Annotated in this window: 10 protein-coding genes and 1 pseudogene; 4 read left to right on the forward strand and 7 right to left on the reverse strand. The window is 71.2% G+C overall.

Going from position 1 to position 14,012, the window contains the following annotated elements; translation table 11 throughout:
• Window positions 1–393: 393 nt before the first annotated feature.
• The 6 genes and pseudogenes from AB0E67_RS11205 to AB0E67_RS11230 form a co-directional block, all read right to left on the reverse strand.
• Window positions 394–1,173 (reverse strand): class I SAM-dependent methyltransferase, encoded by a 780-nt coding sequence (locus AB0E67_RS11205; RefSeq protein ID WP_362024047.1) that lies wholly within the window; start codon window positions 1,171–1,173, stop codon window positions 394–396.
• 334 nt (window positions 1,174–1,507) lie between these two features.
• Window positions 1,508–2,064 (reverse strand): annotated as a pseudogene (locus AB0E67_RS11210) (APC family permease); the annotation flags it as partial.
• A gap of 144 nt (window positions 2,065–2,208) precedes the next feature.
• Window positions 2,209–3,459, reverse strand: coding sequence for an FAD-dependent oxidoreductase (locus tag AB0E67_RS11215; RefSeq protein ID WP_362024050.1), 1,251 nt, complete (start codon window positions 3,457–3,459; stop codon window positions 2,209–2,211).
• The gene (locus tag AB0E67_RS11220) at window positions 3,456–4,892 is read right to left on the reverse strand and encodes an NAD(P)/FAD-dependent oxidoreductase (RefSeq protein WP_362024053.1); all 1,437 of its coding nucleotides are present in this window, start codon (window positions 4,890–4,892) and stop codon (window positions 3,456–3,458) included. Before AB0E67_RS11220 ends, AB0E67_RS11215 begins: the two co-directional genes overlap by 4 nt.
• Entirely contained in the window at window positions 4,889–6,322 is a 1,434-nt protein-coding gene (locus tag AB0E67_RS11225) for an FGGY family carbohydrate kinase (RefSeq protein ID WP_362024056.1), read from the reverse strand. Before AB0E67_RS11225 ends, AB0E67_RS11220 begins: the two co-directional genes overlap by 4 nt.
• Window positions 6,319–7,851: an amino acid permease gene (locus AB0E67_RS11230; protein ID WP_362024059.1), complete on the reverse strand. Its 1,533-nt coding sequence runs from the start codon at window positions 7,849–7,851 to the stop codon at window positions 6,319–6,321. Before AB0E67_RS11230 ends, AB0E67_RS11225 begins: the two co-directional genes overlap by 4 nt.
• A 407-nt stretch (window positions 7,852–8,258) precedes the next feature.
• On the opposite strand from AB0E67_RS11230, the gene AB0E67_RS11235 reads away from it, so the two are divergent.
• The 3 genes from AB0E67_RS11235 (at window position 8,259) to AB0E67_RS11245 (ending at window position 10,595) form a co-directional block, all read left to right on the forward strand.
• Window positions 8,259–9,020: a DeoR/GlpR family DNA-binding transcription regulator gene (locus tag AB0E67_RS11235; protein ID WP_362024062.1), complete on the forward strand. Its 762-nt coding sequence runs from the start codon at window positions 8,259–8,261 to the stop codon at window positions 9,018–9,020.
• A gap of 418 nt (window positions 9,021–9,438) precedes the next feature.
• Complete coding sequence (locus AB0E67_RS11240; RefSeq protein WP_362024065.1) at window positions 9,439–9,942, forward strand: hypothetical protein; 504 nt, start codon at window positions 9,439–9,441, stop codon at window positions 9,940–9,942.
• The gene (locus AB0E67_RS11245) at window positions 9,939–10,595 is read left to right on the forward strand and encodes an HAD family hydrolase (protein WP_362024068.1); all 657 of its coding nucleotides are present in this window, start codon (window positions 9,939–9,941) and stop codon (window positions 10,593–10,595) included. Before AB0E67_RS11240 ends, AB0E67_RS11245 begins: the two co-directional genes overlap by 4 nt.
• 185 nt (window positions 10,596–10,780) lie before the next feature.
• On the opposite strand, the gene AB0E67_RS11250 is transcribed toward AB0E67_RS11245, so the two are convergent.
• On the reverse strand, window positions 10,781–12,661 hold the full coding sequence (locus AB0E67_RS11250; protein WP_362024071.1) for an amidohydrolase: 1,881 nt from the start codon (window positions 12,659–12,661) through the stop codon (window positions 10,781–10,783).
• Between the two features lie 126 nt (window positions 12,662–12,787).
• Here AB0E67_RS11250 and AB0E67_RS11255 point away from each other — a divergent pair, with 126 nt between their 5' ends.
• Entirely contained in the window at window positions 12,788–13,783 is a 996-nt protein-coding gene (locus AB0E67_RS11255; RefSeq protein ID WP_362024073.1) for a LacI family DNA-binding transcriptional regulator, read from the forward strand.
• Window positions 13,784–14,012 lie beyond the last annotated feature (229 nt).

Here is a 14,012-nt window from a genome sequence, read left to right on the forward strand (position 1 = left end):
CCGGAGGGCGGTCCGCGAGTCCGCGTCCTTGTCCAGGTGAGGTTGGGGCAGGGCTGCCGACGGCGGGGCTCGCTCCTCCATGCCTTCGCCCCGCCCGCTGCCCGGCCTCTGGCCGCCTGGTCCCGGGCGGCCGAGCCCACCGTGCCACCGATCGCGGCCATGGTCCGCGCCCCGCGCAATGGTATTGACGGGGTATTGGCCGCAACTCGCCCCATTGCTCACCGCGTTCCAAGAGGCCCGACGCGGATCCGACCTCTCGCCCCACCCCATCGACCGTGGCGCAGATTGGCGCATCGACCCGTTCCGGCGTCGACTACGCTCGCCGACGTAATCGAATTACCGCCACTGAAGGGGGAGCACCGCGTGCGGCTCGTCGTCGATCATCGATGTCCGTCACAGCCTCCGGACGCGCAGCACGCAGGTCAGCATCGGGAGGGCGAACTCGCCGTCGGCGGTCTCCGGTCGACCGGCGAGGTAGGCGCGGATCCGGCCCAGTGCGGCCTCTCGCTCCCGTTCCGGCATGACCAGCATCCCCGCGCGCGTCGCGAGGGTCGCGACGAGGGAGTCGGCGGTGCGGCGCTGCTCGTGCGGGAACTCGGCCCGTCGTGGTGAGCCGAACCGGGCGGCCGCGCCCGTCCCGGGAAGGCGCATGCCGGCCGTCTCGGCACGCCAACCGGTGGGCGTGTCACGCGGGCCGATGGCCGCGCTCCCGCTGACCCGCGCGAGCCCGGCCACCCAGCCGACCCGGTCGTCCATGACGTTCCACAGACCCGCCAGGACACCGCCGGGTGCGAGGACCCTGGCAATCTCGGGTCCCGCGACGGCCATGGCGAACCAGTGCATGGCATTGCCGGCCAGCACGGCATCGACGGACGCATCCGGCAACGGAATGGCCTCGGCACTACCCGGCAGGGCACGGACGGTCGGCAACGAGCCGTGCAGCTCGGTCAGCGTCGCAGGGTCGGGTTCGACCGCGACGACGTCGGCGCCCTGCGCGACCAGCGTGGCGGTGAGCTTGCCGGTTCCGGCGCCCAGGTCGAGCACTCGCGGGCCCGGCGCGCGCTCAAGCGCCCAGCGCACCGCGGCCTGCGCGTAGTCCGGGCGGTGCTCGGCGTATGCGGCCGCCGCCGCCCCGAACGACGAGCTGAGGAGTGGATGGTCACCCTGGTCCATGCGATCAACGTATCCGCGCCGCAGCCGGTCGACCACCACGCCTCACCACGTCGCCGCATCAGGGACCGACCACTTCGCCGCATCAGGGCCCGCACGCCTCACGGTCGGCCGTCGATCCGTGCGCGGCGCTCCTGCATCCTCCGCCGGCTCCTCGTGCGGGCCGCTAGCCGCCCGGCACGGGAGACTGCGGGGCGTGCGGGGGCGGTTCCGTCGTGTCGACGGCGCGGATCCGCGCTGCCGGGAGCAGGCGGCCGACCGTATCGGCCGCCGCGGTCGTCACCGGGCCCGGCAGCCCGGTGACGACCCCGCCGAACGGCGGTTCCCGCCGTGGGCGTCATGCGTCCACTCCTTCGTGAGCAACGGCTGCGGGGACGGGTGCGGTTGCGTGCGGCGTCACGGTGGCACGGAGGGACTCCGGCCCGGCCATGCTTGGGCGCTCCGCCCAGAAGGTGGCGGGGAACAGGCGCCGTGCGAGCGTGTGACCACTCCGGCGACCGCGATGCCGATACCGATGACGAGCGGCGGGCCCAGCGAGAGCCAGGTGTTCCCGCTGTACGAGTTCTCGGGGTCGGACATGCCGATGACCGATTCCACGAGCAGCCGGGTCAGCATGGCGGCCCCGATCAGCGGGCCGACGCCGATCAGGACGAAATCACGAAGGCTCTCGAACAGGCGGCGGTAGTAGACCGCGCGGGCCACGCCGGTGAGCGCGTAGTAGAACGCGATGAGCAACGACAGCGCGGTCAGCGAGTCGAGCAGCGCGTTGGCGCTGATCAGGCTGACACCGAGGTACCGGACGATGACCACGCCGGCGACCCACCAGGTGCTCACGTGGGGGGTCTGGAAACGGTGGTGCACACGGCCGAAGTGGCTGGGCGGGGCGTGCCGCCGCCACGCTCGTCGTCGGCGAACGGATCGGCCGGGAGGCACACCCCCGCAGGGCGCCGGAAAGGTCTCACGCTCCTGAAGGCGGAGTGAGTCCGCGATGGTGGCCGACGGATGCGGGGCACCACCGCGAACTCGTGGCGCGAGAGGCTACATGGTGATGTGGACGGGACCTCCGGCGTGGGAGATCCCGTCGAGGACCGAGGACGGGATACGGAAGACCCGGCCGGGGGCCGCGGGCCAGGCGAGGGTGCGGCGGGTGACGACGCGGCCGTCCTGACGGATCGTCACCTTGGGGAAGCGGACGAACTCGTCCGTCCAGAGCAGGAGCCGCTCGCGGGCCGGAGCCGGATCGCCGGGGCGGAGGATCTGCGGTGCGATCCAGCGGAACGGGGCGTCGGCGATCAGGCGGACCCCCTCGGTCGGCTCGCCCCTCCCGTCCAGGTGGTCGATGACCTGCTGGGCGACGTGCTTGCCGTCGAGGGCGGCCACGTCGGCGGTGTCGACGGGGTGGAGCATGTTGCCGACCGCGAAGACTCCGGGCCGGCTGGTGCGCAGCGCGGTGTCCGTGAGGGGGCCGAGGGTGCTTTCGTCGAGGGTGATGCCCGCGGAACGCACGAGTTCGTGGTCGGGGATCCAGTCGCCGGTGAAGACGACGGTGTCGCATTCGACGGTTCGGCGCCTGCCCGTGTCGAGGTGCTCGACCTCGACAGCCTCGCAGCGGCCCTTGCCCAGGACCCGGGTGACCCGGCAGCGGGTGGCGACCGGAACGCGGAGAACGGTGCGGCCGGCGGCGTTGAAGGCGCCGTAGGACTCCGCCTTCGGGTACTTGCTGATCATGAGCGCGGGGGTGCAGCCGGCTTCACGGAGGGTCATGGCCGCGGACCAGCTGACCAGTTCGCCACCGACGATGACGGCCCGCTCGCCGACGGGCTGGTGGTGGAGGTGGACGAGGTTTTGGAGTTGGCCGGTGGTGTAGACCCCGTGGGGGCGATCTCCGGGGATGCGGCGTGCGGTGCGGGGCCGTTCGCGGGCGCCGGTCGCCAGGACGATGGCCCGGGCACGGATCTGGTAGCGGCCCTCGGGGCTGGTGACGTCGACGGTGCGCTGGTCGGACCAGCCGGTGACCATGGTGCTGGTGCGGATCTCCGCACCGGACCGCGCGGCCCGGTCGGTCAGGTGACGGGCGTAGGCGGGGCCGGTCATCACGCGACGCAGGTCTCGCAGGCCGTATCCGGTGTGGTCGCTGTGCCGGGGAATGCCGCCGGCCTGCTTCTCCCGGTCGACGACCAGGACCCGCCCGGCACCGCGGTCGGCGAGTTCGGCGGCGGCGGTGAGCCCTGCGGGACCGCCTCCGATGATGAGGACATCGGGCTCGATGAGGGGCAGCTGGTGGGTCATCGGTTGTCCTTGTGCTGGCTGCAGCAGCCGTCGTTGGTCTGGTGCCGGGTACGCAGGGCGGCGACGGCCGCGCCGCAGAAGAAGCCCTGGCAGCGGCCGTTCATGGCCCGGGTGCGTCGGCGCAGCCCTTCCGGACTGCGCGCGGGCACCGGGGCGTGGCAGGCGTCCCGGATCTCGCCCTCGGTGACCCGTTCGCAGAAGCAGACGATGGTGCCGTAGGCGGCGTCCTCGGCGATGAGGTCGGCGTCCTGGTAGGGGCGTGTGGTGGCTTCGCCGATGTTCGGCATCCGGGGCGGGGCAGGCAGGTCGCTGCGGCAGCGGAGCCCGAGTCCGGCTTCCGTCAGGAGCCCGGTGACGTGCTCGGCGATGGCGATGCCAGCCGTCAGGCCGGTGGAGCGGATGCCGCCCACAAGGAGGTACCGCTGTTCGGGGGTGGCTTCGATGAGGTAGTCGTCGCGGTCGATCGCGGCGCGCAGTCCGGCGTAGCTGGCGGTGACCTCCTCGTCGAGCAGGCTCGGCATCAGCCGCGCGCCCTTGCTGAGGAGGAAGTCGTAGCCGTCCTCGGACGTGGCGGTGTCGGTGCGGTCGGTGAGGTCCTCGGCGGTGGGGCCGAGCATGACGTTGCCGTAGATCGTCGGGGATATGAGCACGCCCTTGCCGCGGGAGGAGGGCACCGGCAGGACGATCTTGCCGGCCTTGGGCCGTGCCAGCTTGTCGAACACGAACAGCTCGCCGCGGCGGGGGGTGACGGTGAAGCGGTCGTGGCCGAAGAGCCGGTCGATCGTGTCGGCGCCGAGGCCCGCCGCGTTGACGACCCAGCGGGCTCGCACGTCGCCCTGGGCGGTGTGCAGCGTCGTCGCGTCGTCGCCCACGTCGACGCCGGTCACGGCGTGTTCGAGCAGGATCGTGGTCCCGCGTTGCCTGGCGTCCGTGGCCAGGGCGAGGTTGGTGGTCCAGGTGCAGATGATGGACTCGTCGGGAACGGTCAGGCCGCCGAGCACACCCTCGCCGAGATCGGGCAGGACCTGGTACACCTCGTCCGCGTCGACGATGCGGCAGTGCTCGTATCCGTTGGCCTCGGCCTTCTCCTTCAGGGCGGGCAGGGCGTCGAGCTCTTCCTGGTTCCAGGCCACCAGCACGGCGCCGGTGTGCTCGACGGGGATTCCGGTGACCTTGGCGTAATCGCTCAGCAGGTGGTAGCCGCGAGCCACGAGCCGGGACTCCAGCGTGCCCGGTTTGGCGTCGAAGCCGGTGTGCAGGATGGCGGTGTTGGCTTTGCTGGTTCCGTCTCCGACGTCGTCGCGGGCTTCGAGCAGCGCCACGGAGACGTCGTGGCCCGACAGCTCGCGGGCGATGGCCGAGCCGACGATGCCTCCTCCGATCACCACGATGTCGAAGACTCCGGGGTGAGAACGGTGGGGGGTGGGGGTCATGAGTGTTCTCCCTTGGTGGCGCGGGCCTCGGCGGCCTGCGCCCATGTGGTGCGGAACTCCTCGGCCCGGTCCTCGGACCAGCGGGGTTCGTAGACGGCCGCCGGCTGCCAGTCGCCGACGGCCTCTTCGAGGCTGATGCCGGGGTCGAGCGCACAGCGGGCGAGCGCGGCGGCGCCGAGGGGGGTGGCGTGCGCGTTGGGGTAGATGTCGACGGGGAGCTGGGCGATGTCGGCCTGGGCCTGCATGAGGGCGGCGGAGTTGGTCAGTCCGCCGTCGGCGCGCAGCCGGTCCAGGGGCCGGTCGAGATCGCGGCCGACGAGGGCCGTCAGCTCGGTGACCTGGGCGGCTATGCCCTGGAGCACGGCCAGGACGAGGTGCTCGCGGCGGGTGGCCAGCGTCAGGCCGGTGAGGGAGGCCGTGGCCTCGGAAGCCCACCACGGAGCGGCGAGTCCGGCGAACGCCGGGACGCACAGGACGCCCTCGCTGTCCTCCGCGGCCAGCGCGTCGAGCTCGGTGGCGGACTGAAGGAGACCGAGGTCCTGCAGCCAGCGCACGGCCGAGGCCACGGTGTAGACCTGACCGTCCAGGCAGTACCGGGTCTGCCCCGCGGCCTGCCAGGCCACCGACGTCGTCAGGCCCGCGCTGGAGCGCACGGGGACCGGTCCCGTGTTCGCCAGCAGGAACGCGCCCGTGCCGTAGGTGCACTTGGCCGTGCCCTGCTCCAGGCATGCCTCGGCGACCAGGGCGGCCTGCTGGTCGACGATCAGGCCGGCCACCGGCGTCTCCGCTCCGAAGGCGCGCGTGGTACCGACCACCTCGTCGCTGCCGACGATGCGCGGCAGCCGCTCGTCGCCGAGGGAGAACAGATCGGCGAGATGCCCGTCCCACGCCGCGCCGTCCAGGTCGAAGATCAGCGAACGGCTGGCGGTGGAGGCGTCGGTGACGAACTCGCCCGTCAGGTGGTGCACGAGCCAGGTGTCGGTGGTGGTCACCACCCCGTCACGGGTGAGGTTGCGGCGCAGCCACGCCATCTTGGGCGCGGAGAAGTAGGGGTCGAGAACGAGACCGGTACGCCGCGCGATGTCCTCGCGGTGCTCGGCCAGCTCGGCGCAGATGCTCTCCGCCCGGCTGTCCTGCCAGACGATCGCCGGGGACAGCGGCGTTCCCGTGGCCTCGTCCCAGGCCAGGACGGTCTCTCCCTGGTTGGCCAGGGCCACGCCGTCGATGGGCCGGCCGGCCATGCTCACGGCCCGGCGGCCGGCGGTGAGGACGGAGTCGAGCAGTTCGTACGGATTCTGTTCGACGCCTCCCCCGGGCAGGTAGGCGGGGCGGATGGTCTCCTCGGCTATGGCGACCGTTCCGTCCTCGGCGTCGACGACGATGGCTTTGGTGCCCGAGGTGCCCTGGTCGATGGCGAGGATCGTGGTCATCGCAGGGCCCCTTCCGTACTGGCTGCGGAGGGTGCGGTGGCGCTGTCCAGGGCGCGGTCGACGTCAGCCATGTCCGGCATCGTCAGGGCGGCACGTCCGCGCCGGGCGATGAGCGCCACCAGGTAGACGGCGCCGATCCCGCACAGCACCAGGACGTAGGCCCAGGGGCCGCGGAAGGAAGCGTCCCGGAAGATGAGCAGCTCGTACACGAGCCAGACCGCGGCCAGAAGCAGGACCGGGACCTCCCACCGTCCCAGGGAGAAGCCGCGCGACGGCGGCAGGGAGGAGCGCTTGGCCGCGTACATCGCGACCGTGCCGGCGTAGATGACGGCGGGCAGCAGGGTGGCGGCGGAGAACAGCTGGAACAGTGCGTCGGTGGAACGCGAGAAGACCGCGAGGACGATCTGCGCGATGAGCATCATGAACACGGTGGCGTTCAGCGGCGTCGCCGTCCGGGGGTGGATGCGCTTGAGCAGACGCCATCCGGGGAAGCGCTCGTCCCTGGACATCGCGTAGACCAGGCGGGTTCCGCTGAGGGTGATCACCAGTCCGCAGGAGAAGATCGAGACCACGACGAGGACCAGGAGGATCTTCCCCACCACGGACCCGAGCACGGCGGTGATCACGGTGGCCACCGGGGTGGCCGACTCGGCGGCGCCGTCGACCTGGCCGACGGCGGCGGTCACGGCGACCAGGAAGAGGAAGCCGAGGACACCCAGGGACAGGACGGCCTGGACCATCGCCTTGGGGATGACGCGGGCGGGGTTCTTCGTCTCCTCCGCCAGGTTTGCCGCGGACTCGAATCCGACGATGGTGAACGCGCCGAGCAGGAACGCCAGGGCGAAGGGGCCGGCGTGGGTTCCGCCGCCCAGACCGTAGTAGCCGCTCTCCGGGATCGTCCCGGTGTCGAACAGGTGGGCGAAGTCCAGCTTGCCGGTGAAGTAGCCCACTGCGAACAGCAGCACCGTCAGTGCGATCATGCCGATGAGCTGCGCCGTCACCGCCGCGCTGTTGACCTTGTGCGTGATGCGCGTGGAGGCGGCGACCAGCAGGGCCTGCAGCAGCACGACGCCCGCCGTGATGACCCAGGCGTTCTGTGTCGTGCCGATGTACTGGAACAGCTCGGGGAGAATCGTGGAGGCGATCGTGTAGTCCACGGCGACCACGACGACCCCGAGGAAGGCGAACGAGATCCAGCCCATGATCCAGCCCCACACGGGTCCGACGATCCGCGACACCCACTGGTAGGAGTAGCCGCTGATCGGGATGCGCGCCGCCAGCGCCCCGAAGACGAGGGCGATGCAGAGCTGGCCGATCACGGAGATCGGCCAGGCCCAGATGCCGCGCGGGCCGGAGGTGGCGAGCACCGAGCCGTAGGCCGTGAAGATCCCTGTCGCGATCGACACGAACCCGAACGCCACGGAGAACGAGGCGTACCAGCCCAGCTCCCGCGCCATCACCTGGTTCGGCTCGCCCTGCTGCACCTCAGCCGTTCTTGGCGCCTGAGCACCTGCTTCTGATTTGGCCATGACCTCGTTCCCTGCTTCAGAGTGCCCCGCCGTCGCCGCGGAAGCCAGTGGGTGGTGGAAGAACCGGATGCGGTCGGTATCAAGGCGCGCGCCCCACAGGGATGCGCTGGAGCCCGTCCGCGGGGACGGCTGCAAGGGCGCGGTCCGCGCCACCTCGATACCTGTCAACAGTCCCTCGTGACCGTTTGTGTGGACTATTGACTGCTGAGAGTGTGGACCCTTGCCCGTTTGCCGTCAAGGGTTCACGCTCCCGACCTGGGAAGCCACCGCTGATCGCTTAGCAGAAACCGCCTTGAGCTGCAGAGAAAACAGAAATTTGAGGCCGTCGGCGATGCGTTCCGGACATCACATGAGCCCTAGAATGCAGTCAGGGTTCCACAGAAACAGTCAATCAGAGAGGGTCGGACGTGCTAGCAGCCGAGCGTCACCGCAGGATCGTCGCCGAGATCGCCCGGCTCAGATTCATCACGACGGACGACCTGACCAGCCTGCTGAGCGTCTCCCACGAGACGATCCGCAGGGACCTCGCCCTCCTTGAGCGCCGCGGCGAGCTGGCACGCGTCCACGGAGGGGCCACCGCCGTCCAGTCCCCCGTCGGGGAGGAGGCATCCTTCAATGAGCGCAGGGGCGCCTTCCTCGCCGAGAAGCAGGCCATCGGCCGAGCCGCAGCGGCCCTGATCGAACCCAACCAGACGGTCGTCATCGATGTCGGCACCACGGCTCTGGAGGTGGCCCGCGCCCTGCCCGCCGACCACGTCGGCGTCATCGCCACCCCGTCCCTGCTCGTGGCCGCCGAAGTCAGCTCCCGCCCGCGCGTCGAGGTCCTGGTCAGCGGCGGGCGGCTGCGCGGAGGCGACCTGGTCTGCTCCAACGCCCAGACCGTCGAGTTCTTCGACAACCTGCGCGCGGACGCGGTCTTCCTGGGCTCCGGAGGCATCGCCTCCTACGGCCTGACCGACTTCCACCTCGACGAAGTCGCGACGAAGCGCGCCATGCTCGCCAACGCGTCCCACCGCTACGTACTCGCCGATTCCAGCAAGTTCGGACGCACGGCCGCCCACCGCGTCTGCGAGCTCGACGGCTTCGACACCCTCATCACCGACAGCCCCTGCCCGGACGACCTGAGCGACGCCCTCGACGCGGCGGGCGACAACATCGTCGTGGCCTGAGGAGTCGTGGCCCGAGGAGTCGTGGCCCGAAGAACCGTCGCGGCCCGAGGACGGGGCAGCCAACCGCTTCCTTCAGCGTCGGCACATCCCCCAGCGTCGGCATATCTCCCAGCGTCAGCAGATCCCTCGCCTCCGGCGTGCCGGGGGGCGCACGCGCCCGAGGAGCAGCACGAGGAATCCGGCCGTTCCACCGCGGTCGTGCGGACGATCCACCGACGCCCCCGCCTGGACCTCCTCTTGACTCTCTCCTGCCACCGCGTTCACAATCACAGACGGAAACAGTCAACTTTCCACATGTTCGGGCATCGGAGCGGCGACGCGTCATGACAAGATCGAGACGCCGCAACCGGTCTTCCATGACCGACCGAACCACTGCAGCCGCCCCGTGCCGGAGTAACGACCTGGGGAGCGATGGGGAGTGGATCAGGGAGCGTCGTCATGCGGCTTCGATCGCAAGGCGGAGGAGGGAGTCGATGCGGCGCATCGACGACCGACGACCGACGACAACACCGCAAGCGGAGTCGCAGGGCGGCGCGAGCCAGCTCCCTATCGGTCCCCAGGTCGTAAGGGACGGCTCCAGCTCTCCACCGAAACCGAGGGACCCCATGTCCCGGCGCGGGAACATCTCTCGGAGTCCTCCCGCGAGCCCGTGCTCGGGTGCTCCCGGGCCTTCCGCGTCGGGAACCAGGTCTTCGCCGCCGACACGACGGCCGGGTCCGCCGACGGAGCCGCCGAAAGTGCCGACGCAGCAGCGCGGGCGCGCGAGATCTTCGGCCGCATCGACGCCGGCTTCGACCCGATGAGCGCTGTCCACGGCGACGGCTTCCGCGACGTCCTCCCCGTTACGACGGTCGCCGAGGTGGGCGTGCTCGCTGTCGCAGTCCTTCTCGTCGAGACGAAAGCCGACCCCCTCCCACAGTGAACCCGACCGAGAACATCACCTCGATCTTCGACCTCGACGGCGTCCTGACCAGTGACGACACGTTGTCGTCACTGGTCAGAGCCCGTCTGGCAGCTCGTCCTACCCGGTTCGCCGCCGCGATCCCACCGTTCTTGCTCGCCTCGGCCGCACCACCGGACGGCGCGCTGAGGCCCGCGATGAACCGGGCGATCGTAGCCTTGGCGCTGCGCGGAATGACCCGCGGCCAGTACGAGGAACTGGCCGCCACGACGGGCCGGGCCATGGCGGCCCGGACAGCGGTCGGGCAGGCCGTGACAAGGTGTCGGCGCGCCCTCGACGAGGGTCCGACGGTCGTGGCGACAGCCTCGGAGGAGAACCTCGCGCGTGCGTTTCTGGACGGGGTCGGCCTGCACGGCATCCCCCTGGCCGCCTCCCGGCTCGACTTCACCCCACGAGGGCCTCGACTCGCCGCGCACAACGTGGGCGAAGCAAAGGTCGACGCCGTACGAGCGCTGGGGTTCACCCCCGAGGAAGCGGTCCTGTACACCGACTCGGCCAGCGACCTCCCGCTCGCCCGTGTCGCCCGCCGGACCGTCACCGTCAACGCCGCCCGTCGCTCGATCGCGAAGCTCGCCAACGCCTCCGCGGACATCCGTCACGAGCGCTGGCGCTGAGGCGGCACGCTGCCCCGGGGGTCCCCCTCCACGACGGACGAGCACCCAGGCGTGGAGCCGCCGGTCACCGAACTCCGCGGCGGACCGGGCCGCGATCCGGAACGCCCAGGTCATCCGGTGGGGCGGCATGCGAGGGGCCGTGCCGCCCCACCGGCATGTTCGGTCAGGGATGCGGGGTCGGACCGCTACGGCAGGTCGTCGCCATGGCCGCAGGCCCGGTGCCGTCCACCGTGCACCGCCGCGCGCGCCGACGGGCGGGGCGCGGCGGCGGCCCGGTCGAGTCGCGCGGTGGCGGCCCGGCCGGCCGCAGAGCGTGCGTCGTGGACGACCTTGCCTCCCACCAGCGTCAGCTCGACACGGGTGTCGCTGATGTCCGCCTCCGGGCACTTCATCACATCGCGGTCCAGAACGATCAGATCCGCTTCCAGACCGGGCCGGACGGTTCCCGTCCGCCGGTCCATGCGCAGCTGCCGTGCCGTGCCGTGCGTGTGCATCCGCAGCGTCGATGTACGGCTCACCCCCTCCAGCTCCCGGTACAGCGGCCCCTCGCCCTCCGCGCCCGTGCGGTCGATCGCCGTGCGGATCTGGTTCCATACCTGGAGCGGTTCCACCGGCCAGTCCGAACCGCCCGAGAGCCGGGCCCCATGCCGCTCCAGGGAACGAGCCGGGTACATCCACCGGTGCCGCTCGGGGCCGATGTACGGCAGGAGCGCGTCCATCGTCCACGTGTCCTGCACGGCCCAGTGGAGCTGCATGCAGGCCACCACGTCCAGTGCGGCGAACCGTCGGAGATCCGCCGGGTCCACCAACTGGAGGTGAGCGATGGTGTTCCGGGCATCGCGCACCCCGGTCGCGCGCCGGGCGTACGCGTACCCGTCGAGCGCGGTGCGCACCGCCCGGTCACCGAGCCCGTGAGCATGCATCTGCCAGCCGGCCCGGTTGAAGGCCGCCGTCAGCCGACCGTAATCCTCTCCGGAGACGTACAGCTCACCGCGGTTGTCCGTCGGGTTCCCCGAGCCGTCCAGATACGGGGCCAGGAGCGCCGCCGTCTGTGACGGGTACTCGATCACCCCGTCGAGGAACACCTTGATCGTCCCGAACCGCAGCCCCGGTACGTCCCGGTACGCGTGCTCCAGCCCGCGCGCATACGCAAGCGCCGCCTTCGGGTCCTTCGCCAGATCCGATTCGATCCTGATCGCGGGGACAATGCGCTGCGGCAACTTCCCCGCATTCGCGAGTGCCTGATAGGTCATCAACTCGCTCTGCTTGACCCATGCGTCCATCATCGTGGTCAGCCCGGAGGCCGCCGCCTGGGCGAGGACCCGGGAGCAGGCCTCGACCAGATCGGCCTCGCTCGGCTCCGGGATGTGGCGGGTCACCAGCGGCTGGGCGTCGTCCTTGAGCACCCCGCTGGGCTTCCCGTCCGGCCCCTTCACGATCTTTCCGCCCACCGGATCGGGGGTCGTCGCGGTGATACCGGCGATCTCCAGGGCGCGGGCATTGACCCAGACGTTGTGGCCGTCGCCCCCGAGGAGGGCGATCGGGCGGCGGGTGGGGAGGGCGTCGAGCAGGGAGTGGTGAGGGAGGGTGCCCTGTGGCAGCAGCCCGATCGGGTTCCAGTCCGAGACCACCAGCCAGCCGTCGGGCTCCTGGCCGGACGTGTCCTGGAGGAAACCGGTGAGGATCGCGAGGAGTTCCTCGGCGGTCGTCTCGGCGCCGTCCAGGGAGGGGCGCAGCGAGCGCTCGCCCGCGCCGAGCGGGTGCACATGGCCGTCGTGGATGCCGCTCATCACGGTCGCTCCGCGCGCGTCGACGATCTCGGTGCCACGTCCGGCGAGGCGGCGCAGGTCGCGGCCCCGGCCGGTGGCGAGAATCCGGCCGTCGTGCCCGACGGCCACGGCCTCGACGGGGCGGGCGCCGGGAAGTCCGGTGAACACCTGTGCGTTGTGGACGATCAGGGCGGCGGCACTCCGATGCGAGGCGGCCGCGGCGGGTCCGGCCGCCGCACCGACCAGTCCGGCCGCACCCGCGGCGAGCACGGTCCGCCGGGCGAGAGAAGAAGTCATGGCCACTCCAAGGGTTGGGCTGCATTCGCTGTGGCCGGACCCTCTTTGATTAACGCCGTAACCAGAACCCGTTCGGAACGACGGAATCCGTAGGATGCCGCCATGTCAGGGCCTACTCTCGCAGATGTGGCACGTGCCGCAGAGGTCTCCACCGCCACCGTCTCGCACGCTCTCAACGGAACGGGCCGGCTCGCCGACTCCACCCGCCGCCGGGTCCGCGAGGTGGCCGTCACGCTCGGCTACGGCGCACAGCGAACCCCGCGGGCCGGGAAGACCCTGGGCGTGGCCGTCACCACCTATGCAGGATCGGCCTGGAACTTCCTCGATGTCCCGTACTTCGCCCAACTCCTCACTGTTGCCACGGCCACCGCGCACGCCCACGGCTACGCCCTGACCATCCTCCCCGCCACCTGCGGGGCCGAGACGCCCTGGCACACCCTCACCGTGGACGGCATGCTGCTCCTCGACAGCCCCACGGACGACCCGGTACTGCGTGCGCTGCGCGCCCGGGGCATCCCACTCGTCTTCGACGGCCGACCCGTCGATCCGAGGCCCGGGGACATCTGGGTCGACAACGACCACGTCGCCACCACCCGCGAGGTCCTCGGCCACCTGACCGCCTCGGGCGCCCGACGGATCGCCCTGCACGCCGGATACGGCGACGAGCACTACACCCGGACCGTGACCCGCTCCTACCAGCAGTGGTGCCACGAACACGCCCGGACTCCGCTGGTCCTCACCTTCGACCCGTACGACACCTCGGGCCACGGCTTCGACGCCGTCTTCGCCGCCCGCGCCTGCGACGCGGTCTACACGGTCTACGATCCCGGCGGTCGCCAGGTCCTGGCCGCAGCGGCTCGCCACGGCCTGCGGATCCCCGACGACCTCCTCCTCGTCTGCGCCAGCGAGGACCAGGCCTACGCCGAGAGCGATCCACCGGTGAGCACCGTGACCCTGCATCCCGCGACGATCGCCGAGACCGCGGTGACGGCCCTGGTCTCCCGCCTGCCTCCCGCCGCCCCGCCGCCGGCCCTCGGCGCCCTGACGGTCCCGGCGGTCCTCCACCCTCGCCGCTCCTCACTCCGCCGGGTCCGGTCCGGCCGCACGCGGCCGGGAGGTTGACACACGCCCCTGCCTGTCGTTGATCACGGAGAGGGCTCCGGGCCCCGGGCGGACGGGCCCGCATCCGCGCGATCCCCGTACGGCGGGCCGGCGAACCGTCCTTCGGTGAACCGGCGTGGCGCACGGGCCCGATCGGCACTCCCGCCCCGTCGGCCGAAGGAACGGACGAGTTGGATTCCTCGACAGGAAAGGAAGTTGTTCAGGAATTCCGGTGTGCTGTCGCGGCCTG

Source organism: Streptomyces sp. NPDC032161, from assembly GCF_040636995.1.
GTDB lineage: Bacteria > Actinomycetota > Actinomycetes > Streptomycetales > Streptomycetaceae > Streptomyces.

Excerpts from the sequence above, each read along its gene's own strand:
- AB0E67_RS11205 (WP_362024047.1), bottom strand. The coding sequence starts at position 1,173 with ATGGACCAGGGTGACCATCCACTCCTCAGCTCGTCGTTCGGGGCGGCG.
- AB0E67_RS11215 (WP_362024050.1), bottom strand. The coding sequence starts at position 3,459 with ATGACCCACCAGCTGCCCCTCATCGAGCCCGATGTCCTCATCATCGGA.
- AB0E67_RS11220 (WP_362024053.1), bottom strand. The coding sequence starts at position 4,892 with ATGACCCCCACCCCCCACCGTTCTCACCCCGGAGTCTTCGACATCGTG.
- AB0E67_RS11250 (WP_362024071.1), bottom strand. The coding sequence starts at position 12,661 with ATGACTTCTTCTCTCGCCCGGCGGACCGTGCTCGCCGCGGGTGCGGCC.
- AB0E67_RS11225 (WP_362024056.1), bottom strand. The coding sequence starts at position 6,322 with ATGACCACGATCCTCGCCATCGACCAGGGCACCTCGGGCACCAAAGCC.
- AB0E67_RS11230 (WP_362024059.1), bottom strand. The coding sequence starts at position 7,851 with ATGGCCAAATCAGAAGCAGGTGCTCAGGCGCCAAGAACGGCTGAGGTG.